Annotated in this window: 23 protein-coding genes and 1 riboswitch; of the genes, 17 read left to right on the top strand and 6 right to left on the bottom strand. The window is 48.0% G+C overall.

All coding sequences use genetic code 11. The features are described 5' to 3' along the window. The 3 genes from C8268_RS22610 to tkt form a co-directional block, all read left to right on the top strand. Positions 1–210: hypothetical protein (locus tag C8268_RS22610; RefSeq protein ID WP_158702678.1), on the top strand; the 210-nt coding region annotated here is incomplete at its 5' end. Positions 211–381: 171 nt separating this feature from the next. Then, positions 382–1,425 carry a 2,3-butanediol dehydrogenase gene (locus C8268_RS05110; protein WP_106766684.1) on the top strand — a complete coding sequence of 348 codons (1,044 nt, stop codon included), beginning with the start codon at positions 382–384 and terminating at the stop codon, positions 1,423–1,425. Between the two features lie 317 nt (positions 1,426–1,742). Then, entirely contained in the window at positions 1,743–3,758 is a 2,016-nt protein-coding gene (gene tkt / locus C8268_RS05105) for a transketolase (RefSeq protein WP_106766683.1), read from the top strand. Positions 3,759–3,848: 90 nt separating this feature from the next. Here tkt and C8268_RS05100 read toward each other — a convergent pair whose 3' ends face one another. Together C8268_RS05100 and C8268_RS05095 are read right to left on the bottom strand one after the other, a co-directional pair. Further along, positions 3,849–4,799 (bottom strand): copper amine oxidase N-terminal domain-containing protein, encoded by a 951-nt coding sequence (locus tag C8268_RS05100; protein WP_106766682.1) that lies wholly within the window; start codon positions 4,797–4,799, stop codon positions 3,849–3,851. 150 nt (positions 4,800–4,949) lie between these two features. Further along, positions 4,950–5,843, bottom strand: a complete 894-nt coding sequence (locus C8268_RS05095; RefSeq protein ID WP_106766681.1) for an NAD(P)-dependent oxidoreductase — start codon at positions 5,841–5,843, stop codon at positions 4,950–4,952. A gap of 214 nt (positions 5,844–6,057) precedes the next feature. Between C8268_RS05095 and C8268_RS05090 the strand changes: the two genes are divergently transcribed. The 3 genes from C8268_RS05090 (at position 6,058) to C8268_RS05080 (ending at position 8,746) form a co-directional block, all read left to right on the top strand. Then, entirely contained in the window at positions 6,058–7,413 is a 1,356-nt protein-coding gene (locus tag C8268_RS05090) for a glucose-6-phosphate isomerase (RefSeq protein WP_106766680.1), read from the top strand. A gap of 100 nt (positions 7,414–7,513) precedes the next feature. Further along, entirely contained in the window at positions 7,514–8,146 is a 633-nt protein-coding gene (locus C8268_RS05085) for a YigZ family protein (RefSeq protein WP_106766679.1), read from the top strand. A gap of 6 nt (positions 8,147–8,152) precedes the next feature. Further along, positions 8,153–8,746, top strand: coding sequence for a TetR/AcrR family transcriptional regulator (locus tag C8268_RS05080; protein ID WP_106766678.1), 594 nt, complete (start codon positions 8,153–8,155; stop codon positions 8,744–8,746). A 220-nt stretch (positions 8,747–8,966) separates the two neighbouring features. On the opposite strand, the gene C8268_RS05075 is transcribed toward C8268_RS05080, so the two are convergent. Then, positions 8,967–9,368: a secondary thiamine-phosphate synthase enzyme YjbQ gene (locus C8268_RS05075; protein ID WP_106766677.1), complete on the bottom strand. Its 402-nt coding sequence runs from the start codon at positions 9,366–9,368 to the stop codon at positions 8,967–8,969. A 194-nt stretch (positions 9,369–9,562) separates the two neighbouring features. On the opposite strand from C8268_RS05075, the gene cysT reads away from it, so the two are divergent. The 4 genes from cysT to C8268_RS05055 all read left to right on the top strand — a co-directional run bounded on the left by cysT (position 9,563) and on the right by C8268_RS05055 (position 13,379). Beyond that, positions 9,563–10,375 carry a sulfate ABC transporter permease subunit CysT gene (gene cysT / locus C8268_RS05070; RefSeq protein ID WP_106766676.1) on the top strand — a complete coding sequence of 271 codons (813 nt, stop codon included), beginning with the start codon at positions 9,563–9,565 and terminating at the stop codon, positions 10,373–10,375. Beyond that, entirely contained in the window at positions 10,372–11,169 is a 798-nt protein-coding gene (locus tag C8268_RS05065) for a sulfate ABC transporter permease subunit (RefSeq protein WP_106766675.1), read from the top strand. Before cysT ends, C8268_RS05065 begins: the two co-directional genes overlap by 4 nt. Position 11,170: 1 nt before the next feature. Continuing rightward, entirely contained in the window at positions 11,171–12,235 is a 1,065-nt protein-coding gene (locus tag C8268_RS05060) for a sulfate/molybdate ABC transporter ATP-binding protein (protein ID WP_106766674.1), read from the top strand. Between the two features lie 130 nt (positions 12,236–12,365). Continuing rightward, a complete protein-coding gene (locus C8268_RS05055) occupies positions 12,366–13,379 on the top strand; it encodes a sulfate ABC transporter substrate-binding protein (protein ID WP_420094270.1) in 1,014 nt (337 codons plus the stop codon). Between the two features lie 191 nt (positions 13,380–13,570). On the opposite strand, the gene C8268_RS05050 is transcribed toward C8268_RS05055, so the two are convergent. After that, positions 13,571–14,140 (bottom strand): GNAT family N-acetyltransferase, encoded by a 570-nt coding sequence (locus C8268_RS05050; protein ID WP_106766673.1) that lies wholly within the window; start codon positions 14,138–14,140, stop codon positions 13,571–13,573. Between the two features lie 238 nt (positions 14,141–14,378). On the opposite strand from C8268_RS05050, the gene C8268_RS05045 reads away from it, so the two are divergent. Next, complete coding sequence (locus C8268_RS05045; RefSeq protein ID WP_106769839.1) at positions 14,379–15,410, top strand: TIR domain-containing protein; 1,032 nt, start codon at positions 14,379–14,381, stop codon at positions 15,408–15,410. After that, positions 15,407–15,637, top strand: coding sequence for a hypothetical protein (locus C8268_RS05040; RefSeq protein WP_106766672.1), 231 nt, complete (start codon positions 15,407–15,409; stop codon positions 15,635–15,637). The genes C8268_RS05045 and C8268_RS05040 overlap by 4 nt, the downstream gene beginning before the upstream one ends. Before the next feature lie 77 nt (positions 15,638–15,714). Here the strand turns inward: C8268_RS05040 and C8268_RS05035 are convergent, their stop codons facing one another. Further along, positions 15,715–16,518: a Cof-type HAD-IIB family hydrolase gene (locus C8268_RS05035; RefSeq protein ID WP_106766671.1), complete on the bottom strand. Its 804-nt coding sequence runs from the start codon at positions 16,516–16,518 to the stop codon at positions 15,715–15,717. Positions 16,519–16,890: 372 nt separating this feature from the next. Between C8268_RS05035 and C8268_RS05030 the strand changes: the two genes are divergently transcribed. Then, positions 16,891–17,604 carry a metal-dependent hydrolase gene (locus C8268_RS05030; RefSeq protein ID WP_106766670.1) on the top strand — a complete coding sequence of 238 codons (714 nt, stop codon included), beginning with the start codon at positions 16,891–16,893 and terminating at the stop codon, positions 17,602–17,604. Between the two features lie 167 nt (positions 17,605–17,771). Here the strand turns inward: C8268_RS05030 and C8268_RS05025 are convergent, their stop codons facing one another. Then, entirely contained in the window at positions 17,772–18,773 is a 1,002-nt protein-coding gene (locus tag C8268_RS05025; RefSeq protein ID WP_106766669.1) for a lipoate--protein ligase, read from the bottom strand. Between the two features lie 285 nt (positions 18,774–19,058). On the opposite strand from C8268_RS05025, the gene C8268_RS05020 reads away from it, so the two are divergent. Genes C8268_RS05020 through C8268_RS05005 form a run of 4 tightly spaced genes read left to right on the top strand, consistent with a single transcriptional unit; the run spans position 19,059 to position 24,238 of the window. Then, positions 19,059–20,495 carry a PTS mannitol transporter subunit IIBC gene (locus tag C8268_RS05020; protein ID WP_106766668.1) on the top strand — a complete coding sequence of 479 codons (1,437 nt, stop codon included), beginning with the start codon at positions 19,059–19,061 and terminating at the stop codon, positions 20,493–20,495. Between the two features lie 56 nt (positions 20,496–20,551). Beyond that, positions 20,552–22,621: a BglG family transcription antiterminator gene (locus C8268_RS05015; RefSeq protein ID WP_106766667.1), complete on the top strand. Its 2,070-nt coding sequence runs from the start codon at positions 20,552–20,554 to the stop codon at positions 22,619–22,621. Positions 22,622–22,646: 25 nt separating this feature from the next. Beyond that, the gene (locus C8268_RS05010) at positions 22,647–23,084 is read left to right on the top strand and encodes a PTS mannitol transporter subunit IIA (protein WP_106766666.1); all 438 of its coding nucleotides are present in this window, start codon (positions 22,647–22,649) and stop codon (positions 23,082–23,084) included. Next, on the top strand, positions 23,081–24,238 hold the full coding sequence (locus tag C8268_RS05005) for a mannitol-1-phosphate 5-dehydrogenase (protein ID WP_106766665.1): 1,158 nt from the start codon (positions 23,081–23,083) through the stop codon (positions 24,236–24,238). The genes C8268_RS05010 and C8268_RS05005 overlap by 4 nt, the downstream gene beginning before the upstream one ends. A gap of 90 nt (positions 24,239–24,328) precedes the next feature. Further along, positions 24,329–24,533: riboswitch (cobalamin riboswitch) on the top strand. Positions 24,534–24,613 lie beyond the last annotated feature (80 nt).

Genomic DNA, 24,613 nt, shown 5'->3' with positions numbered 1-24,613 from the left:
GCAGCGGCGGGCGCTCGGCAAGCCCGCCGCCGAAGCCATCCGGCGGCAAGGCGCAGGCTGCGGATGAGCAGGGCGAATCCGCAATGGATCGCCTGCTCAGAGCGAAAAATCGGAATTCACGTTAAATATGGTGGGATAGCTTATCGTCATTTTCTACTCCCGTCTTTGCAGGTAGGTTCATCCACTTGCAAGGGCGGGAGTTTTTTTTGAATAATGTGTGAAGTGCGTCGATTTTTAAATGATTTTGTCGATATTAAACAATTAAATGTAAAAAATTGAACTTAATTAACATTAGTATAATAAATTGCATTTGTTTATTTTTTAAATAGTTAGTAGAGTTATTATTGTGAGCGTTCAAAAAATAATCGGGAGATGATTTTAATGAAAGCTTTGAGATGGCATGCTGCTAAGGATTTGAGATTGGACAACATTGAGGAGCCAAAGCCCTCCAAAGGCCAAGTTAAAATAAAAGTGGAATGGTGCGGTATATGCGGCAGTGATTTGCACGAATATACGGCCGGGCCGATCTTTATCCCTACTGAGAATCATCCGCTTAGCGGCGATAAAGCTCCGATTGTCATGGGGCATGAATTTTCCGGACAAGTCGTTGAGGTGGGTGAAGGTGTAACAAGAGCAAGCGTTGGGGACCGCGTCGTGGTTGAGCCGATTTATTCATGCGGAACATGTGATGCGTGCAGACAAGGCAAGTATAATCTGTGCGATAAGATGGGCTTTTATGGATTGGCGGGCGGTGGCGGCGGATTTTCTGAATATGCATCCATACCAGAAGTGATGATACATAAAATTCCGGAGGCGATCTCTTTTGAGCAGGGAGCCCTGGTTGAGCCAGCTGCCGTTGCTCTGCACTCGGTGCGAAGCAGTAAGCTCAAAGTGGGTGACAAGGCGGTTGTATTTGGAACAGGCCCGATCGGTTTGCTTGTCATTGAGGCGCTGAAAGCATCCGGAGCATCCGAGATTTATGCGGTAGAGCTTTCGGAGGAGCGGAAGCAGAAAGCTGCGGAATTCGGTGCGATTGTTATTGATCCAAAGCAATATGATGTGGTGGAAGAATTACATAAGCGGACCGATGGCGGTGTCGATGTCGCCTTTGAAGTTACCGGTGTTCCAGCGGTATTGAGTCAGGCGATCCATTCCACTAAAATTGGCGGAGAAACGATGATTGTCAGCATTTTTGAACAGGAAGCATCCATCCAGCCGAATATTATCGTGAACAAAGAACGCTCTGTAACCGGGATTATCGGATATCGGGATGTATTCCCGGCTGTGATCAGCTTGATGGAGAAAGGTTTCTTCTCCGCTGATAAACTGGTAACCAAGAAAATTACATTGGACGAAGTGATTGATCAAGGCTTTGAAGCATTGCTCAAAGAGAAAAATCAAGTGAAAATTCTTGTTAAAGCGTAAATAAGGGATATGACAGACCGGGATTCCAGAAGATGGGGTTCCGGTTTTTTGCTGGATCGAAGCCGCCCTTTGCTTCAAATGGTTCTCTTCCGGTTATAACCCCTCATATAAAGGACATAATGCATGAAGGATGTTCCTAGTCCGTATAGAAATTAATATCGTATTGTGGAAAAGAATCCATACAGATGGTACAATAAGAGTCAAAATGATATACTCAACTTTCCTAATTGCTTTTATACCCGAATGAACAGTTTTCGGGTAACCTGGGCGAAGTGTAAGAAGCTTGTAATGAGCAACGTAATTGAGGAGGACGAATCATGACAACCAATACAAAAATTGACAACCTGTCCATTGCTACGATCCGGACGCTGGCTATCGATGCTATCGAAAAAGCAAAATCCGGTCATCCCGGCATGCCGATGGGTTCGGCACCTATGGGCTACCAGCTGTTTGCCAAAACGATGAAGCATAACCCGGACCAGCCTGAATGGATCAACCGCGACCGCTTTGTATTATCCGCTGGCCACGGCTCGATGCTGTTGTACAGCCTGCTTCATCTATGCGGATATGATCTTTCGATTGAGGATTTGAAGCAGTTCCGTCAGTGGGGCAGCAAAACACCAGGCCATCCGGAATACGGGCACACAGCTGGCGTTGATGCAACGACAGGTCCGCTGGGGCAAGGTATTGCTATGGCTGTCGGTATGGCAATGGCGGAAGCGCATATGGGTGCAGTTTACAACAAAGATGACTTTAAGGTTATCGATCATTTCACGTACGGTATTTGCGGTGACGGCGATTTGATGGAAGGTGTGTCAGCAGAAGCCGCTTCTATGGCTGGTCATATGAAGCTTGGCAAGCTGATTATGCTGTATGATTCCAATGATATTTCACTTGATGGTGAACTGAATCTTGCTTTCTCCGAAAATGTAGCTAAGCGCTTTGAAGCCTACGGCTGGCAAGTGCTCCGCGTAGAAGATGGAAACGATTTGCCTGCGATCGAAAAGGCGATTGAAGAAGCGAAAGCTGATCTGAGCCGTCCGACATTGATTGAAGTGAAGACGATCATCGGTTACGGAAGCCCGAACAAGCAAGGTAAAGGTGGCCACGGCGGTACGCACGGTTCTCCGCTTGGAGCCGAGGAAGCCAAGCTGACGAAGGAATTTTACAATTGGGTTTATGAAGAGGATTTCTATGTGCCTGAAGAGGTTCGTGAGCATTTCAACCAGGTGAAGGAGCAAGGTATCGCATCCTTTAAAGCATGGGAAGAGCAGTTTGCGAAATACAAAGCGGCTTATCCGGAGCTTGCAGCACAGTTTGAACGGGCGGTAGCAGGTGAACTGGCTGAAGGCTGGGATAAGGACTTGCCTAAATATACGGTGGAAGATAAAGCGATGTCTACCCGTATTGCTTCCGGTAAAGCCTTAAACGGTTTGATTGAAGGCGTACCGAATCTGCTGGGCGGCTCTGCTGACCTGGAGAGCTCCACGATGACGCATCTGAACGGCCTCGCTTCCTTCACGGCAAACAGCTACGAAGGACGCAACATTTATTATGGAGTTCGCGAATTTGCGATGGCAGCAGCTATGAATGGTATTGCCCTGCATGGCGGACTGAAAATTTTCGGCGGTACATTCTTCGTATTTACCGATTACTTGCGTCCGGCTGTACGTTTGGCTGCGCTTATGAAGCTGCCTGTCACGTATGTGTTGACACATGACAGCATTGCGGTTGGGGAAGACGGTCCGACTCACGAACCGATCGAGCAGCTTGCATCCTTGCGCATCATTCCAGGTTTGACTGTACTCCGTCCTGCTGATGCGAATGAAACATCGGCTGCATGGGCTTATGCGGTTCAGAATCAGGATCGTCCTGTAGCGCTTGTACTCACTCGTCAAAACTTGCCGATTCTTGAAGCTACGGCTGAAAAAGCACGTGAAGGTATTAAGCGAGGGGCTTATGTAGTCGCGGATGCGAAGGAAGGCAAGCCGCAAGCGCAAATTATTGCAACAGGTTCCGAAGTTCAATTGGCGGTAAAAGCACAAGAAGCGCTTGCTAAGGAAGGTATTCAAGTTCGCGTGATCAGCATGCCAAGCTGGGATCTCTTTGATCAGCAGGATCAGGCTTACAAAGATTCCGTTCTGCTGCCTGATGTGAAGGCCCGTCTGGCTGTCGAAATGGCTCATCCGTTCGGATGGGAGCGTTATGTCGGTGAAAAAGGCGACATCATGGGTATCTCCACATTTGGCGCTTCCGCTCCTGGCGATCGTGTAATTGCAGAGTACGGATTTACAGTAGAAAATGTGGTTAGCCGCGTGAAATCGCTGCTCTAATCACCAAAATCGATCAATATCATGATTAGATAGCTATCGGCACTCGCAATTTTGCGGGTGCCGATCTATCTATTGCTTATTTAGAGGTTGTTATTTGCTTTCAGACTCCTCAGGAATATCGACGATCACGCCTTTGTAGGATGGATCATCTTTATTCAATTCGATCCAGCCGCTGGTGATTGTACCTTGGCTGTTGATCAACTCGTAGGAGGTCACACCGACCGGATAGCGGAAAGTAAATTCGGCAATCGTCCAATTTTTCACGTTAGGCTGGGTGCCGATTTCTTTCTTGATATCGGTCTTCAGAAAGAATAAGTTACTGTGCTTTTTGCTTTTGTTATCAAGTTTGGCCTGCCATTTCAGTTCAGCTATATTTCCCTGAATTTCATAATAGCTGACAAGATCGTTGTCTAGAATAAAGTATTTATCCCATTCGTTTTTAGGGAAATAATAATTTACACCCTGCATTTCCATATAGGTTCTTTCTAACTCTGCCTGAGGCAGCTTCGATATATGTGGAAGTGTAATAACTGCATTTCTTGCGGTGGCAAGATCCTTGCTCTTTAAATCGGCAATGGTCTCGGAACGAGGCTTGGTGATATACGCGGTTTTGGCAGGACCGTTCCAATATACATATGCGTCAAAGGCATCAGCTACGGCGCGTAGCGGAATCATCATTTTACCTTTGTGAAGAAACGGCGCGACCTTTAACGGTACTTTGCTGCCGTTGTTCTGCATGGTTTTGCTGCCGGCGGTAACCATGACCGTCGTACCTTTTCCGGTAATGGTTACTTCCTTTTTCACGTTATCGTATTGGTAGACGTAGTCTCCGAGTTGTTTAAGATCGGTTAGCGTGACAAAGGTGTTTCCTTCACGAATCAACACTACACCGTGGGCTTGATTGCCGTTTATGTAAGCCTGTGGAGCTGTGGTTGAAATCGTGTTCGAGGCTGCCTGCGCATGCAGGGGACGGAGCGAGGGGATCAGCATAGCTGCGGATAAGACGGCTGCGGCCAATATTTTGAATCTCTTGGTTTTCATTTTGTTCATTCCTCCCTGTAGTATTAATGACGTAATATTCCACAAAATGTTACAGTCAGGCAAAAGAAAAAACCTGCCGTCTCGGGCGACAGCCTTTAAAAGTCAAGGATACAATCGCAGAAAGCAGGTATGGGCTGTTAATTTATGATTTCATTTTTGTCCGCCGATGGTTTGGCCGATCCATGCTTCGTAGCATTTCACGACAGCCGAAAGATCTTCTTCACTATAGCCTTCGGTTGCACCGGCTTGGAACAAGCTTTTTGCCAGGTTCAACATAGGTGAAGGCATGCCGATGCCGTCTGTAAGGGAAGAGGCAAGCTTCAGATCTTTTAGCATCAGGCCAAGAGAGAACTGGTTGCTGAAATCACCTTCGATGATTTTATGGCCCTTGAGTTCAGCAGCTTTGCTTCCAGCAGAGCCGAGCTTAACCAGCTCAAGGAAGTTGTCCGCTGGAATGCCGGATTTCGCAGCAATGGCAAATCCTTCGGCCAGAGCGAGATTGTTGATTCCAACGACTGTATTATGGGCCAGCTTGGCTACAGCTCCGCTGCCGTTTGGTCCCATATGAATGACCTTTTGCCCGAGGGTATCGAACAGATCAGCTTGAGCTTCAATCACGTTTGCATCTCCGCCGACCATAAAGACAAGGGAGCCATCAATCGCCGCAGGTTTGCTGCCTGTAACAGGAGCATCCAGGAAGGAAGCGCCGTGAGACGATACTTCTGCAGCGATTTCTTTCACAAGGCTCGGGGAGATCGTGCTGCAATCGATCACGGTCATGCCCTCGGTTAATGAGGAAAGGATGCCGTTATCGCTGTAAAAAATATCGCGTATGGAGTCATCGTTACTTACCATCGTAATAACGACATCTGCACCTTTAGCAGCTTCGCGAGGGGTTGGCGCAGTAGCAGCGCCTTGTTCCGCAAGCGGGAAGCATTTCTCCGTCGTGCGGTTGTAAACCGTTACTTTGTAATTTTGTTTTAGCAGGTTGGAGGCCATAGGAGCGCCCATCGTGCCAAGGCCGATAAATCCGATTTTTTTCATGAGTACCACCTCTAAGCGTATTTTTTCTCGGATATGTTCATCTTAACACGGTGTTATCGTATATTCTACACGCTATACACCGCTGTAAGGCGGATTATGCCTTCATGGCTAAAGCTTGACAGTTCCGAGGCGAAACTTGATCGCTTGAAAAAATTAAAGTATCCTATTATAAATGTTGACTCTCTACAAGACAAATACAGGAGGCTCTAAACTAATGTCCAAAAAAGTGAAGTTTGATTACAGCAAAGCCCTTTCTTTTATTCATCAGCATGAGATCGATTATTTGGCTGAGCCGATTCGTTTAGCTCATGATCAATTACATAATCAAACCGGTGCCGGTTCGGACTATCTCGGATGGATCGACCTGCCGACTCAATATGATAAAGAGGAATTCGCACGCATTCAAAAAGCGGCAGCCAAGATTCAAAGTGACTCCGATGTTTTGATCGTAATTGGTATCGGCGGTTCTTACCTTGGTGCGCGCGCAGCCATTGAAATGCTGTCCCATTCCTTCTATAACGTACTTCCGAAGGATAAGCGGAAAACGCCAGAAATTTATTTTGCAGGGAACAATATCAGTTCCACTTATGTTAACCATCTGCTTGAGGCCATTGAAGGCAAAGACTTTTCCGTCAATATCATTTCCAAATCCGGTACAACGACGGAGCCGGCGATCGCTTTCCGTATTTTCCGTGCAGCTTTGGAGAAGAAGTATGGCAAGGAAGAAGCGCGCAAGCGCATCTATGCTACAACGGACAGAGAAAAAGGAGCGCTCAAAAAGCTGGCTAATGAGGAAGGTTATGAATCCTTTATCATTCCAGATGACGTAGGTGGACGTTATTCCGTTCTGACGGCTGTAGGCTTGCTGCCGATTGCAACAGCAGGCATCAATATTGAAGAGATGATGCAGGGTGCTGCTGACGCTGCGAAAGAGTACAGCAACCCGAACGTTGCGGAGAACGAAGCTTATCAATATGCAGCTGTCCGCAACATGCTGTACCGCAAAGGGAAAGGCATTGAGATTTTGGTCAATTATGAGCCGTCCCTGCACTTTGTTTCCGAATGGTGGAAGCAGCTGTACGGCGAGAGCGAAGGAAAGGACTTCAAAGGAATCTATCCGGCGTCTGTGGACTTCTCTACCGATCTGCACTCCATGGGTCAATTCGTACAGGAAGGCAGCCGTAACATTTTTGAAACCGTCATTCAGGTAGAGAATGTATCGAGCCATATTACGATTGAATCCGATCCGGAAGATCTCGATGGACTTAACTTCCTGGCTGGAAAAACGATGGATTTTGTCAACAAAAAAGCATTCCAGGGAACGATGCTGGCGCATACGGATGGTCAGGTTCCTAACTTGATTGTTACAATTCCAGATTTTTCTCCCTATTCCTTTGGATATCTGGTATACTTTTTCGAAAAGGCCTGCGGAATCAGCGGTTATCTGTTAGGTGTGAACCCGTTTGACCAGCCAGGAGTAGAAGCGTACAAGAAGAACATGTTCGCTTTGCTTGGCAAGCCGGGTTACGAGAAAGAAAAAGCAGAGCTTGAAGCCAGACTTTCCGAATAACACCATCTAACACATAAGACAGAACAAGCTGAAGGAAGCAGTTTTCCGGTTGATAGGGCCGGGGACTGCTTTCTTGGCAATAAGGGGTTGATATCGGCATATGCTGGAACGTTACAAAACGGTGCGGTCGTCGGGTTCGAAAGAAATCGTCATTAAAAAATCCCGGTTTATTGGGCATGTAATGCCTGTAGAGACTGAGGAGGCCGCAGTCGCATTCATTGAGGAAATAAAGAAGAAGCACTGGAACGCAACTCATAACTGTTCCGCTTATATGATTGGGGAACGGGATGAGATCCAGAAGCAGTCAGACGATGGAGAGCCAAGCGGAACGGCAGGCAAGCCGATTCTGGAAGTGATCCGAAATCAGGGGCTTAAAAATGTAGCCATTGTTGTCACACGTTATTTTGGCGGCATCATGCTCGGGGCAGGCGGGCTGATCAGGGCCTACACCGACGGAGCGGTAGCGGCTATTGAAGCCGGGGAAGCTATTACACGCGTGCTTCACAGAGAAGTGTTTGTTGAGCTGGATTATACTTGGCTTGGCAAGGTGGAGAATGAGCTGCACAGCCGGAATATTCGAATGGGTGAGACGATGTTTGCAGACAAGGTTACACTCACTTGCTTGCCATTGAATGAAGGAAAAGATGATTTTATCGCATGGATGGTCGATTTAACACAGGGACAGTCCGTCATTACGGAGGGAGAGCGGCTCTACTTTACTGAAGGGGAATAAAATGAGATGGCAAGAAGAGCGGTAGAACGGGAGTTGTCTAGAGAGCGTATATTGGAAGCGGCCAGGCATTTGTTTATTACTAAAGGATACCGGGCCATCTCGATGCGAGGCATCGGGCAGCACCTGGGTTACAGCCACGGGTCCTTATATTATCATTTTAAGGAAAAGGCGGAGCTTTTCTACGCCATTGTCATGAAAGACTTCAACGATCTTACTATACTGCTGAATGAAGCAGCCGGAAGAGCACCTACAGAAGGCTTCTCCAAGGTGGAACAATTATTGCTTGAATTTGTACGGTTCGGACTCAGCAATCCTTACCAGTACGAGATTATGTTTATGATCAGGGACGAAGAGCTGCTTGCTTACTGTCGTACCGAACAAAGCCGATGTTTTGAATTGTTCTCGGCATTGGTACGGCAGCATTTGCGGGATGATGTTTATTGTGAGGAGGAGAGGCGCAACCTGCCCCTCACTTTGTTCTTATCCATACACGGCTTTGTTTCGTTTTATATTCAAGACAGGATTAGCTTTGAGGAGATTAAACCAGCCGCTGTCTCTCACGTAAGAGTACTGTGCCGAAGCTTATACAGCAGGGTGTAACCCCCGCTTGTATACGTAAAAGGCGAATTTTTTTAAGCTTTCACTTCACTGAATTACTCCGTTGTTGCGTTGAAACGTCAATTTCCTAATGAATGTAAAGACAGGCAGCAGTGAACTGTTTTCAAATGTTACCCACGTATAACATTTGGGATTTAGTTCGAACCAGCCGCCTGTCTTTTTTTGTTTTCGGTAACCTTTGCTATTCCCTTTATTACTGAGATTACCCCTGCATGATTTTGACGTAGTACTCTCGATTTCGCGGCCCGTCAAACTCGCAGAAATAAATTCCCTGCCACCGTCCGAGAAGAAGCTTTCCTTCTGCAATAATGATCTGCTGTGAGGGGCCGCAGGTGATGGATTTCAGATGGGAGGCGGTGTTGCCCTCAGCATGATGATATTTCGGATGCTCCCATGGAAAGACTTCGTCAAGACGCATCAAGACGTCACGTTTAACGTCAGGGTCAGCATTTTCGTTAATGGCGATTCCTGCGGTTGTGTGCGGGCAGTAAATAAGCACAGTTCCATTTTGTACACTGCTCTCTTTTACCAGGGCGGAAACTTCACGTGTAATATCTCTCATTTCATCCCGTTTTACAGTTGACAGCTCCATATGATGCAGCATGGATATGATCCACTCCTTTCATCGCTTTAATGGTTTCTGCTATTATTTTACCCGAATAAGTCTAAAAGATGGATTGACGATCATAATCTTCTTTTGGTAAAGTGTTAAATAACATTTAATACCAAGTATACTAATAGGAAATGTTAGTTTATAAAAATGGGACCGGTTTACCCGGAGTCAGGAGGGAACGAAGTTTGGCAACGCTGATCCGTCATAAAAGTTGGCTGTGGGGATTTAGAAGCACGATTCTTCTTTATTTTGGTGTACTTATTGTTCTTCCGGTATTTGGGGTGTATGTGCAATCATTTTCCGACGGATGGGAGTCATTTGCAGCCAGTTTGCTTGATCCGATTGCTTGGAAAGCTGTACTGCTGACCTTAAAGCTGGGCCTTGTTGCAGCGTTGATCAACATCGTTGTCGGTACGATGGTTGCATGGGTGCTGACCCGGTATCGTTTTTTCGGAAGGATGGCGCTAAACAGTCTTGTGGATTTGCCTTTTGCTTTGCCTACGGCCGTTGGAGGGCTGATGATTCTCCTTTTGCTTGGGCCGGGCAGCTGGCTCGGGAGGGCTGCAGAAGCTATAGGCGTTGAAATCGTATTTCATCAACCGGCTATTGTCATTGCCATGGTATTTGTAACCTTCCCTTTTGTTATACGGGCGGTGCAGCCGCTGCTTGAGGAACTGGAAACATCCCAGGAAGAAGCGGCTTATACGCTGGGAGCCTCGAAGGCTCATACGTTCTTTCATGTGATTCTTCCATCCATGAGATCAGGGATTATTAGCGGCGGGATGCTGGCCTTTTCCAGGGCTATCGCTGAATTTGGCGCTGTTGTGCTAGTGGCAGGAAACATTCCAGGCCGCACACTGGTGGCGTCTGTATTCATCTACGGTGAAATCGAAAGCGATAATCCAGTCGGCGCAGCGTCAGTCTCTGTCATTTTGCTGACTCTGTCTTTTATCGTTTTATGGTTAATGAACCGGGTGCAGAGGGGGAAGCGGGGATGAGAAGGTTAACGATTGGCCTGACCTACGCAGTGTTTTTCGTGCTTCTGATTGCCCCTCTGTCCAGGATCATTGCGGAGTCCTTCAGCGGCGGGATCGCCGGATTAGGTAAAGCTCTTGGAAGGCCAGAGGCGGTTCATGCACTGCTGATGACCGGATCGATTGTTGTCATTGTAACCGTGCTTAACGCCCTGTTTGGCATTATGCTGTCTTTGTATCTCGTTCGGGCAAAGTGGCTTAGCGGGAAATTGAAAAGACTGCTGAATAGCATTGTCGATCTCCCCTTCGCAGTCTCTCCCGTCATCGGTGGCTTGATGATTGTTCTGATCTTGGGACCGGATAGCATTATCGGCGGCTTTCTGGAAGGCATTGGCTTTAAGGTGGTCTATGCGTTTCCCGGTATGGTCATAGCGACATTGTTTGTTACCTTTCCGCTGATGGTTCGTGAAGTGATGCCTGTTTTACAGGAAATCGGATTGGAGCAGGAGCAGGCGGCCTCTACGCTTGGGGCATATGGCTGGCTGACGTTTTGGAAAGTAACCTGGCCTATGATCCGGTGGGCCGTTGTTTACGGTATGGTCTTGACGATTGCCCGCTCATTGGGCGAATTTGGCGCTGTCCTCGTTGTTTCTGGAAACATCATGAACAAGACACAGACGGCAACAACGCTCGTGTATCAGGATGTCGAAAATTTTAATGTGGCGGCGGCAAGCAGCGTTGCTCTAGTACTGGTTACTATATCAGCCGGACTTTTACTTTTGATGGAATGGGTCAAAAAGAGAAAGGAAGTGCTTTGAGATGCATGTGCTGGTCCGTGATCTAAATAAACACTTTGGTACCTTTCATGCTGTAAAGGATGTATGCTTTGAGATCGAAAAAGGACATTTAATCGGTCTTCTCGGTCCGAGCGGAGGCGGAAAAACGTCTATTTTGCGTATGTTGGCCGGGCTTGAAGCCCCGGACTCCGGTGAAATCTGTTTTCACGGCCAGGTTGTAAACGACATTCCGCCGCAAGAGCGCGGCATCGGGTTTGTTTTTCAGAACTATGCGCTGTTTAAGCACATGACGGTGTATGATAATATCGCTTTCGGATTGAAGGTGAAGAAAGTACCCAAAACCCGGATTAAAGAGAGAGTGATGGAGCTGGTGGAACTGACGGGCCTTCGTGGTTTTGAAAAGCGGTATCCGCATCAATTATCTGGTGGACAGCGACAGCGTGTTGCTTTTGCCCGCGCTCTGGCACCAGAGCCGCAGCTGCTGCTGCTCGATGAGCCTTTCGCCGCTATTGATGCAAAAATCCGTCAGGAGCTTCGCTCTTGGCTGCGGGAGCTCATTGAACGGGTGGGCATTACATCTATTTTTGTAACTCACGATCAGGATGAAGCGATTGAGGTTGCTGATGAGATTATGATCATCAATCAGGGACGGGTGGAGCAGATGGGGACGCCATGGGACATTTACAAAGAGCCGGCAACCCCGTTTGTCGCAACCTTTATCGGAGAATCGACCATGGTGGAACGTGCGGCGGACTTGAAAGGGTTTGATGAAGCAGCGGAAGGAATACAAGTGCGCGCACTCATTCGTCCTGAATATATCGAAATTGGCGATGAACAAGACTTTCCTATTCTTTCAGCGACGGAGAAGGGCATCGTCAAACATTTGCATTTTCGCGGAAGCGAGTGGCTGGTTGAGGTTGAGGTGAACGGACTGAATCTGATGACCTATCGTTCTTTGGAGAAAGAAACGCTTCAGCCCGGGCAGGCGGTTCGAGTACTTGTACATCGCGTTTATCTATTTAATGACGAGAACAGTTGGATAGAGGAGAACAGGCTTAAGGTAGATCCGATGCCGATCATGATCTGAAAAAAATACGGGTGGAGGTGGGAAGGTGAAGACGCAGTATCGATATCGGATGTTGAAGATTTTTAGACAAACATTCCCGCCTAATCCAAAGGCTGCTGGAGCTGTTTATTCTTATCGTATTGGAACGGGGATGCTGTTTATGCTGTTGATCGCACTGCTGACTGGATGTGCGGGCGATGCAGAGCAGGGCAAGGCAGCTGCTAAATCCGGAGAGCGGACGCTGGTCATTGGCGCTTACAGTGTAGCACGGGATGCGATGTCTGAAATTGTACCGGCTTTCGGAAAAAAGTGGCTTGAGGAGAATGGCGAAAAAATTAACTTTCAGGAGTCCTATGAGGCGTCTGGTACTCAGGCCCGCTCGATTGCAGGCGGCTTTGAAGCAGACGTTACTTTGCTGGCACTGGAAGGAGATGTGGATAAGCTGGTGAAGTCAGGTCTTGTGAAAAAGGACTGGAAGAATCAACCCTACAGCGGGATGGTCACCCGTTCGATTGTAGTTCTGGGTACTCGGGAGGGAAACCCGAAAAATATAAAGGATTTCGATGATCTAGCCAAGCCTGGTGTAAAAGTGTTGTATCCGAACCCGAAAACATCCGGCGGTGCTCAGTGGGATATCAATGCGATCTATGGGGCAGGCCTGAAACGTTCCGAAGAACAGGGACATAAGGACCCCGCTGCGGCAAAAGCTTTTTTGGAGCAAGTCCATCGTAACGTAGAGTCGCTCGACAAGAGCGGCCGCGCCTCCATGGCTGCGTTTGAGTATGGTGTAGGCGATGTGATCGTTACCTATGAAAATGAGCTGCTTGCACGCATTGCGCAAGGGGTAAAGTATGAGATTGTGATTCCGGAATACACGATGCTGATCGAGAATCCAGCTACTGTTGTCCACCGTTATGCAGAAGAACATGGAACCCTTGATGTGGCGGAAGCATTTGTCTCGTATTTGCAGTCGCCTGAAGCGCAGCGTGTATTTATGAAATACGGCTTTAGGCCAGTAGAGGAATCGGTATACCGTGAAGGCGGGCAGCAATTTCCGCAGCCTCCTGGACTTTTTGATATTGAATATCTTGGTGGGTGGGAGCATGTACGTGAAACACTTTATTCCAAGCGCGGCATTTGGTATCAGGTTTTGGCGGGGATATAAGAGCGATGAGGATGCGTGCCCTAAGGAGATTTTCCAAAGTATGAATAAGGTGGTACCCGGTATTGGAAAGTAGTACCGATGAGACTGACAAGGGCGATACAGGAATTTTTCTGTACCGCCATTTTTTTGCGTTTTGTCCAAGTGGACGTTGCCTTCGATAAGTTCATGACTCTTTGAACGACTCGCTATTTTTAGAGTGTTGTTTGTTTTCTGCTTTCCCATTCTTCCCGTGTCATCCCCATCCGAATGGAGTCATAATATATACCATTATAATACCGGCATTTACGCATTCGGCCTTCCATTTGCATACCGACTTTCTCGGCACATCGCATCATTCGGGGGTTCCCCGACCAGGTTGTAATCCCGACTCGGCCAATTTCCAGATGTTCAAACAAGAAATCGACCCATAGAGAAAGGGCATCTGTTCCGTATCCGCCGCTCCAATGATCAGGGGAATAGATGACGATCCCTGCTTCCAGCCAGCGTGTCGGTTTATATTCCCAATAATAAGTGACTGTTCCGACAATTTGATCGTCTGCTTCAATGAGCAAGTCATTCGGAAGCTTATCCGATGTGAAATCGGTACCCCACTGCTTTAAAAACTGTTCATAGGTTAGGTGTTCGTGTGGGAAGTAAGGAGCGTCAAACTTTTTCCATTCCGGCTGCTCACATCCATAGATAAGATCATACAGCACAGGCATATCTTCTACCGCACGCGTTCTCAGAACAACGCGCTGGCCTTGCAATCGTATTTTTTTCATTATTGAAAAAATCCTCCAACCGCTTTCATTTTAGATAAAATAAGATTTCTGCATACCCGCCCGTAACTCCTTTTTCATTTTTGTTATCTCAGTACACAAAACTATGGCTATTATCACAGTCTGTTTATTCATTGTTTACATATAATGAATAAACAAATAATTCCCAAAAAATAGTTAACTTTGTTATAATAGTCGAATAAAAGTAAATTGAACAACAAGGGGAGTATATGATGTGCCTATGTCTAATCCAAAACCGAATTTATTTATTGGTTCCTCCCGAGAAGCCATCAAGTATGCTCGCGCCATTCATGAACAAATCAAGAGATCAGCTCAGGTAACACCGTGGTATGGCGGCACCTTTGAAACGAATGCGTATACGATGGAGGCATTGGAGAGGCAGTTGGAGCGAAGTGATTTTGGGATATTTGTATTTTCTCCTGATGATGTGGCTCTCATCCGAGGCAAGCCAGTTTTTGTAACAAGGGATAACACTTTGTTTGAGATGGGGCTGTTCTGGGGAAGGTTGGGCAGGCAGAGAGTCTTTTGCATCGTTCCCGATCAGGTGGAGCCGAATGATCAATTGATTAAAGATGTTACGATAAAAGAATATCATCTTCTAACGGACCTGCAGGGGCTTACCTTGCTGGAATATGAGCTGAGAAACGATCAGGATTACAAGTCAGCGGTGGATGTCGCATGCGGTCATATTATTAATGCGATCGCGGCGGAGTCGTTTTTTGAAACCCCGGCCGAAGTCATAGAGTCAAAGAAAACGGAGCTAAAGCGTAAGCAAAGTGTACTCCATTTTTTCTGGGAATATAATCGTAATATTCATGTGAAGGATCTTTCCGAAAAATTTCATGCGCTTAGTGAAGCGGTGCGTAATTCATTGCTTCCGCCTGCACGCGGCGACTTTCGGGTCACCGGAGCTGCATTTTGGGCGAAGTCCGGAAATGATGGAATTGCTCAAATCGGGGGTAATGTAGGGAGAGGACGTTTTTTTTCGTTTGACGCAAATGACATTAAATCAGGTACCCAGCAAGAAATATATATTGTAGATGTCTATAACAGCGGTAAATGGGCATTTTATCACGAAGAGGAAGTTGCGCAGGTGTATGTGTTCTGCTATCCTTTAGGTGTAAATCATGTATTATCGGTTCATTTTACAGGACATCAGATACTATCTGATGAAGAGCTTGGAGAAGTGGTTGAGCATAATCGTGAATTGCTCCGAACCATCAGACATTTAGTTGGAGGAGATTCCATATGAGCAGGAATGGCAAGAAGAAAGTCGCGGGAAATCTTGGGTCCGCCAGCGGTCATTGGGTGGTCCGCGGAAATATTCCTGTTGAGGGGTCTTTAAAAGCGCGAGAGCGTCTAGCAAGACGACAGAAGCAATCAAGCATTTATATTGGTCCTTCTGTAGAAGGTACAGATAAGAAATATGTGAAGGTCATTAGCGGATCAGTTGATGACAAGAAGCCCTCATTTGCATAAAGATAAACTTAATAAAAAGGCCCGAACCTTAAGGATGCAAACCTTAGGTACGGGCCTTTTACTGATATAAAAAGTTATTATGTGTTCAGCACAAACTTTTCGATAACATGCTTCACGCCATCTTCATTATTACTGAGCGTTACATAATCAGCCAATTCCTTGAGCGGCTCGATCGCATTGCCCATAGCAACGCCAAGTCCAGCGCATTCAAGCATTTCATGATCATTCCAGGAATCACCGATCGCAATCGTCTGTTCCAAAGCGCAGTTGAAATGATTGGCAAGGAATTTCAGGGCATGGCCTTTCGTACCCTCTTTATGCATGAACTCCAAAAATTGCGGTTTGGATTTCGTAATATGCATTTGATCGCCAAGCATTTCCTGGAACACTGGAATGAGCTCGTCGAGATAAGCAGGGTCGTCGATAATAAGCATTTTTGGTGTAGGCTGCTCCACCATTTTGATAAAGTCAGGCTCAATATAATAAGGTGTGCGGTTCAGTCCACAGTAATCAATCAGCTTCTGGTTCTCTTCCCGTGAATACAGCTTGTCCTCAACATAGGTTTGCAGATGTAGATTGTGCAAAACACAATACTCATAGAGCTTTTTGGCTGCATCAACAGGAACATAACGCTCATAGAGAACCTGCTCATCCATCAAGTTTTTGATCAAAGCCCCTTGATAAGTGATGATCGGTACATTAAGTCCGGTTTGTCGGGCAATCGCTTGTGCGGATGCATAGGCTCGTCCGGTCGCCAGTGTTACGATGACGCCCTGTTCGATAGCTTGCTCCAACGCTTGCTGAACTCCAGGGGTAACTTCCTTATCGTCATTGATGAGGGTATCATCGATGTCGATGGCGATCAGTTTGTAATCGGTCATGGTTTTCTCTCCTTTTTGACTGTATCTCTATCTATTTAACTCTATTGTACCGCCAGTCGTGCAGAATTCAATTTCGGCATAGACAAGTCTAACATGTAATACATAAGCAAGGCAGGTCTATGTCCTGTTCTGCCTGACGCTTCTTCAGCATAAAGAACTCCATTAAACAGCGCAATAACATTTATCGGCAAGGGAAGGTCTTTACTAAGTATTTGTTCAGATCATGAACTTTGAGCGAAGAGAGAAAATGGTAGACAAACGAAAGAGGTTTTTGTTATACTAAAATACCGAACATATATTCCCATATATCTGGAAGATTAAATCGAACGGGCTCTAACAAGACAACATGAGCATGAAAGGAAGTAGTTTACTATGATGGGAAGAGCCCATTTAATGATTGGCACGGGCGTTACATTGTCGGTTATGGGGCTGGCCGGAATTCCCGTTACACTTCCTGCAGCGGCTGTAGCTGCTGTCAGTTCGCTGCTGCCTGACATCGATGAGCCGAACTCCATTTTGGTCAGGACCGTTCTTCCTGCCGGAGTGCTTCGAGTCATGCAGTTGGCATTGATTGCAGGAGCGGTATTTGTTTATTATTACGGACAGGATTATGCCCCGTGGAATTTGTTTTTGGCTGGCCTGATCGGCGTTGTGTCCTTTCTGCCCGGACGGACGCTGCGTCATATTGTCATGTTTATGATCGGTTTGGGGCTTCTTCAATTCGGACAAGCCTTTAGTCCGTGGAATACCATCGCCGGATGTGTGCTGATTATTTCTACGCTGGTGTCCCATCGAGGGCTGACACATTCGGTATATGCTGCGGTTGGCTGGACCATGCTGCTCTATTTTGCTGCACAAGGAACGATGGAGGAGAGAAGCTTGTGGATTGCAGGTGGAATGTCCTACACTCTTCATTTGGTCGCTGATATGCTGACGAACCGGGGGATACGACCGCTGCCTCCGTTGAAATTCAGATTGAGGTTAAAACTGATGAGCACCGGAAGCAAGTGGGGAACGTTGGTAGAGAATGTGTGCATTATGCTAACACTGGTTTTACTCTGGTACACGTTTATCGCTTCACGCTAAAGCATAGCTGGCTGGAGAAAGAAAGGCACAGTATCCGACAATAATGGCAGTGAAAATAACACTTTTGCCCGTTATTTGTGCTCGTTACAGTTAGAACAGGTACATAAACAGAATTAGAGGCCGTCCTTTGAGGACGGCCTCTTTTGTGCTGCCGCATGAAGATAAGACTATTCTTCCAGGAAGATCAGGCCGATCAAATCTTCAAGCTCCAGATTTCCGAAATAATGCTTGACGTCAATAGAAGAGAGGGCTTCCCTTACTGTTTTTTCCTCGTAACGCTTGCCTCGAAGGGCGTTCTCGATATCGGCTACATCGCCTACGCCGAAGAAATCGCCATATATTTTAATCTCTCTGATGTGCCCGTCCTTGATATCCATCCGAATATCGATAATGCCAATCGGAAATTTTTTCGCATGTTTTACGTTGCTTTCCGGAGATAAGCCATAGTTCCAATCCCAGTTCTGGTAACGCTCTTTGGAAATTTGATGGATCTTTTCCCAGTCTTTCTCTTGCAGAACATATTGCGGAACCTGATCGGGTTCCATGCCAAAAATTGAACGCAGCAGTTCCGAACGGAACTGTTCAATTGTCATATCTGTACCCAGCAGCTCTTTGATGTTTGCTACCCGGCTGCGAACAGACTTCGTGCTCTTCGATTTGAATTTCTCTGGATTCGCACGAAGTGAGGCTTGTACATTGTTCAAATCCAGGTCGAACATGAGGGTTCCGTGGCTGAACATGCGCCCTCTTGTGGAGAATTGGGCATTTCCGGAAATTTTCTTCTCTCCAACTTGCAGGTCATTGCGGCCGCTCAGCTCAGCAGGGACCCCCATTTTTTGCAGGAAGTCAATAACTGGCTGGGTGAATTTGAGAAAATTATGGAATGATTGTCCATCGTCTTTGGTAATAAAGCTGAAATTCAGGTTGCCGAGGTCATGATAAACTGCGCCGCCTCCGGACAGTCGACGAACGACCTGGATGTTGTTGTCACGGACAAATTCCTGATTGATTTCTTCTATCGTATTTTGGTGCTTGCCAATAATGATGGACGGACGGTTGATGTAAAAGAGAAGGTAGCTGTCTTCCATCGGTAGATGCTTCAAAGCATATTCCTCAATCGCCAAATTAATGGCGGGATCATGAATTCCCTGATTGTCGATAAAAAGCATAGGTACGCCTCCATGTGATTTATGTACGGTGATAGGTTACACCAAGATGACTACAGATTTATTGTAAACCAATGTCCCGCCTCAGGGCAAAGGGTAAGGGGCAATTGTGGAATCGGTGCTCAGCTATAGGCTGAATTATATTTAAAATTGTCAACATTATTGATGACGAAACTGCGTTTTCATTTCGTTGAGGCTTCGTGCGGGATAACATACGATAAATATGTGAGATATCCATACTGGAGTTCGGCTAACTCCGATCTGAATAAATATTACAGGAGGTTAATCATGAGTAACGAGGCAGCAAGCAACAAAGCAGCTAGCGGCGTTCGCGTTAAAGTGCAGCAGCTGGGCCGTCTGCTTAGCGGTATGGTTATGCCGAATATCGGCGCGTTTATCGCGTGGGGACTAATTACGGCGCTCTTTATCCCGACAGGCTGGTTTCCAAATGAAAAACTCGGTGAACTCGTCGACCCGATGATCACGTATCTGCTTCCTCTGCTGATCGGATACACCGGAGGGCAGATGGTTCACGCCAAGCGAGGGGGAGTGATCGGTGCCGTTGCAACCATCGGTGTCATCGTTGGTTCAGACATTCCGATGTTCCTTGGGGCCATGATTGTCGGACCGCTGGCGGCATGGGTACTGCAGTTGTTCGATAAGCGGATGGAAGGCAAGGTTAAATCCGGCTTCGAAATGCTGGTCAACAATTTCTCTCTTGGCATTATCGGTGGCGCATTGACACTGGTCACTTATGCAGGAATCGGCCCTCTTGTGCAAGCGATTACAAAAGCGCTTTCGGCGAGTGTAGATTTCCTGGTCAATGCCAACATGCTCCCGCTAGTTAACATCATTATAGAGCCTGCTAAGGTTTTGTTTCTGAATAACGCGATCAATCATGGCATTCTGAGCCCGATTGCAACTGAGGAAGCGGCACGCCTGGGACAATCCGTGTTGTATATGCTGGAGACGAATCCCGGCCCGGGCCTCGGTATCCTGCTGGCTTATTGGCTTGTGGGACGGGGAACGGCCAAAGCATCCGCTCCAGGAGCAGTCGTCATTCATTTCTTCGGTGGTATTCATGAAATCTATTTTCCGTATATTTTGATGAAGCCGGTGCTGATTCTTGCTGCGATCGCCGGCGGCGTTGCCGGAACGTTCACATTTCAGATTCTTGGCGCAGGCCTTGTCGGTCCGGCGTCGCCGGGCAGTATTTTCGCGTACTTTGCCATGGCTCCGAAAGGCGGACTCATTCCGGTGCTTGCCGGTGTCCTGTCCGCGACCATCGTGTCCTTCCTGGTTGCCGCACTATTGCTGAAGACAGGGAAGAAAGGCGAAGAGGAGCTTAATCTGGAGGAAGCGGCCGCCAAAATAAAAGAGATGAAAACAGGCGGAAGCAGTGGTCAGACCACGCCTGCGGCCGAAGCTGCAGCTTCGATCCAGAAGCAGGAAGTCAGCAAAATCGTATTTGCCTGCGATGCCGGGATGGGCTCAAGCGCTATGGGAGCTTCGGTCCTTCGCAGGAAGCTTCAGCAAGCAGGCGTCAATATCACGGTCATTAACGCGGCGGTCAGCGAAATTCCGTCGGATGCGGATATCGTCATCACCCAGCAGACATTGACGGATCGCGCGAAAGGGGTAAATCCCGATGCGGAGCATATATCTATTGACAATTTCCTGAAAAGTCCGCGCTATGACGAGCTTGTACAACGGCTAAAAAGCTAATTTCACTGCAATTTCAAGACACGCTTGGTCTGTCATTTCTAAAGAAAGGAGCCGCCATGAGACAAATTACAGCCCGCCAGCGTCAAATTGTTCTGTTATTGCTCGACCGGAGGGAAGGCATGACGGCTGCCGAAATTGCGGCCGAGGTTGGTGTCAGTGTACGGACAATTCACCGTGAAATGGAAGAAATCGAGAAGAAGCTGGATGCCTATGGACTATATGTTTACAAAAAATCGGGAACCGGGATTTGGATTGAGGGAGCGGATGATGAGGAAATAGCCACTTTCCGGAACCGGCTCCTGTCCGACAAGCCCTCGGATTTCTCGGGTGAGGAGCGAGGGGTATTCGTTCTTTGTGATCTGCTGGATGCGGAGGAGCCTGTTAAACTGTTTGCCCTCGCACACAGTCTGAAAGTGACGGAAGCTACCATCAGCAACGACTTGGATGAGCTGGAGTTATGGGTGAAGCGCTTCAATCTGGAGCTGATCCGGCGTCGGGGGTATGGCGTGGAGATTGAAGGCGAAGAAGCCGATAAACGGAACGCGATCGGACAGTTAGCGATCGAACATTTGGATTATTCGAATCTGGTCGGCAAGAACGAGACTTATCAAACCAATCCGGTGGTTGCCCGTCTTCTGGCCATGATCAGCAAGTCTGTTTTGCTGGATGTGGAGAAGACATTATGGGATATGGACTGGGCCAGGACGAGTGAGCTGAACGAAGCCGCATACACCCATCTGCTGATAGATTTGTCCGTCACGGTGAAACGAATCAGGCAGGGGCTTAGAATCAAGGCTGGCAGTATGCATGCCCGGTATCCGGCAAGCGAGGAGATCAGGGTGTTTACCGGCCGGCTTGAAGCGAAACTTCAGATCTCGTTTACGGAGGATGAAATTCGGTATGTCACTTCACTGTTCGACAGGGCGGCTGCTGCTTCAGCTCATTCCGAGCTGGTGCTTACGGATATGGAAATGGCCGAAAATGTGCGGAAGCTGATCGAACGCTTGATGAAGCTTACAGGCATGCCGTTTCCAGAGGACCGGTCGCTCCGTGAGGGGCTGTTGGAGCATATGGGAGCTGCGATGAAGCGGATCAGGGAAGGGGCACGAATCCGCAATCCACTTCTTGGAGCAATCAGGAAGGATTATGAGGATCTTTTCCGGATGGTTCGGGAATCCGTAGACGAGATTATCCGGGATCTTGATGTTCCGGATGAGGAGATCGGCTTTTTGGTCATGCATTTCGGGGCATCCATTGAACGCCTTCAGCAGTTGAGCCGAAATGTCCGGGCGATTCTGGTGTGCTCCAGCGGACTAAGCTCTTCAAGGCTGCTGGGCATACGGCTGGCGAAGGAGGTGCCGCAAATTGAAGTGCTTGGCAATGTGTCCTGGTATGAGGCAACCCGTCTTTCCGCGTCCGATTACGATCTGATCATATCTACAATTAATCTGCCTCTGGCAGAGGATCAATATGTGAAGCTCAGTCCGCTGCTGACTTCCGAAGATATCGAGAAGCTGCTGAAATATATCCAGAATACGATATTAACCCCGAAAACTTCAGAAGCAGACAGTACGATGCGGGAATTGGCGGAAGCCAGGACAGCCCCGTCGATGGAGTCGCTTCGCATTCGGGCTGCCTTGATGAATGAGATTGTGTCTCTCTTGGATAGATTTCAGGTAAACGATGTGGACAATGATGGCAGCCTGGAAGGGGTTCTTAAACAGATGATAGGCATTGTCAGTCGAAATGGAGGGGTCAGCGATCCGGAGACAATTATCGCCAGGCTGCTTGAGCGGGAGCGGATGGGCAGCCAGCTTATTCCCGACACATCGCTGGCATTGTTTCACACACGCAGTCGGCTGATTCCCCAGCCGTTACTCCATTTATTCAGACTTCGCAATGCTGTATCTCTTGCTGATGAAGCGCGAGCTTCTGCCATCTTGCTTATGCTGGCCCCCAAAGAGCTACCTCGCGAAAGTCTGGAGGTGCTCAGCGAGATTAGTGCCATGCTGCTGAGAACGGAACTGATCGATCTGATGGACAGAGGTGCAGAGGAAGAAATCCGGTCTTACTTGGCGGAAGAACTACAGCATTATTTTCATATTCACTTACCAATGACTCACTAACCAATATAAGGAAGAGGAGAACGAAATGAACATACTGTCTAAAGATAAAGTCATCCTGAACGGCACAGCTAGCGACAAGTCCGAAGCGATTAAACTGGCGGGAAGCCTTCTTGTTCAAGCGGGGCATGTTGAGGAGGGTTATGTGGAGAAAATGCAGGAGCGGGAAGAAATGGTTTCAACTTATATGGGAGGCGGATTGGCGATACCGCATGGAACGAAGGAAGCAAAGAGCATGGTGCTCTCCACGGGCCTGTCCATCGTTCGCTTTCTGGAGGGGGTTGACTTTGGAGGCGATGAGCCGGCATTTGTAGTCATCGGAATTGCTGCAGCAGGTGGAGATCATATGGAAATATTGACGAATGTTGCGATGATCTTTACAGAGGACGAAAGTATTGAGCGTGTCATGAACGCATCGACGGAAGAGGAAATACTGGCTATATTCGAGGGAGGATTACAGACATGAAGGCGGTTCATTTCGGTGCGGGGAACATCGGACGCGGCTTTATCGGGCTGATGCTCTCGAAGGCAGGGTATGAGGTTTGTTTCATCGATGTAAACCAAGATGTGGTAGCCGCTCTTCAGGCGCGCGGAGAGTATCCGGTTGAGGTGGCCAGTAAAAGTGGGGAGACCTTCACGGTCAGGGGCGTCTCAGCCATCAACAGTGCGACAGACCCCGCCGCTGCTGCCCGGGCAGTGGCGGGGGCGGATCTCGTAACGACTGCCGTCGGAGTGGATATATTGAAACATATTGCAGGCACGATTGCGGAGGGATTGTCCATGCGGCTGAAAGCAGGCGGCTCCAAGCTTCATGTGATCGCCTGCGAAAATGCCATCGGAGGCAGCACCCGCCTCAAAGGGCATGTGTATGACCAGATTGAGAAGGATACCCGCCTTCTCGCGGAACAATGCGTGGCCTTTCCGGATGCCGCTGTGGACCGGATCGTGCCGTTACAGCAGCATGAGGACCCGTTAAAGGTGGTCGTGGAGCCTTTCTATGAGTGGGCTGTGGACCGTTCACAGATGTTTGACGATTATGTGCCCGTGGAAGGCGTGAATTATGTAGAGCATCTAGAGCCTTATATTGAGCGGAAGCTGTTTACGGTGAATACCGGGCACTGCTCGGCGGCCTACATGGGATTTCTGAAAGGCTTCGATACGATCCAAGAGGCCATAAACGACAGCGATGTCGCAGAGCATGTGGCTGCTGTGCTGGAAGAGACCGGAGCACTGCTAGTAAGCAAGCACGGCTTTGATTGGAAAGAACATCAGGAGTATATTCAAACGATTCTCGGACGCCTTCGTAACCCGTCACTGGCCGATGAGGTATCTCGCGTCGGCCGCTCGCCGATCCGTAAAATTTCACCAGGCGAACGTTTGGTCTTGCCCGCCGTGCAGGCCTGTGAGCTGAATCTTTCTTACACGGCTTTGGCCAAGTCGATAGCGACTGCACTTCTATTTAACGAACCGGGTGATCCGGAAAGCATCGAGCTGCTGAGCTCGGTCCGCGAGTCTGGCGTCTTGGAGACGGCTATCAAATATACCGGGTTTCCGGCAGCGCACCCCGTCATGAACGAAATTATGCAGCAGTACAATGCTCTTCAGCCGCTGTTAAGGTAGCCAAGGGGCAGGGCAGTCTATGAAAATAGGTTGTAACCTGAGAGGAAATCTCATATAATCGTCAACAGAGAGGCAAGCTTGTCAAATAGAATATTCAATAACCCGCGAGGTCCTGGGAAAGCAGTGAATGATATGCTGTTCCCGGGTTAAAAGGGAAGCCGGTGCAAATCCGGCGCGGTCCCGCCACTGTGAAACAGGGAGACTTCCATTCTAGCCACTGGCCTGCTATTCAGGCTGGGAAGGCGGAAGTATCATTTAACCTGTAAGTCAGGAGACCTGCCCGCGTAACTGACTGACGGTCCTTCGAGGAGAGGATTACGTTTGGCGAACCTGCTAAGGGTAAGCTGCTTTATACAGCACTCCTTCCCCTTATTC

Origin of the sequence: Paenibacillus faecalis, from assembly GCF_900289175.1 — a bacterium.
Lineage (GTDB): Bacteria > Bacillota > Bacilli > Paenibacillales > Paenibacillaceae > Paenibacillus_AQ > Paenibacillus_AQ faecalis.
The sequence above is the reverse complement of the archived record's forward strand: the minus strand, read 5'-3'. Positions and strand labels throughout refer to the sequence as shown.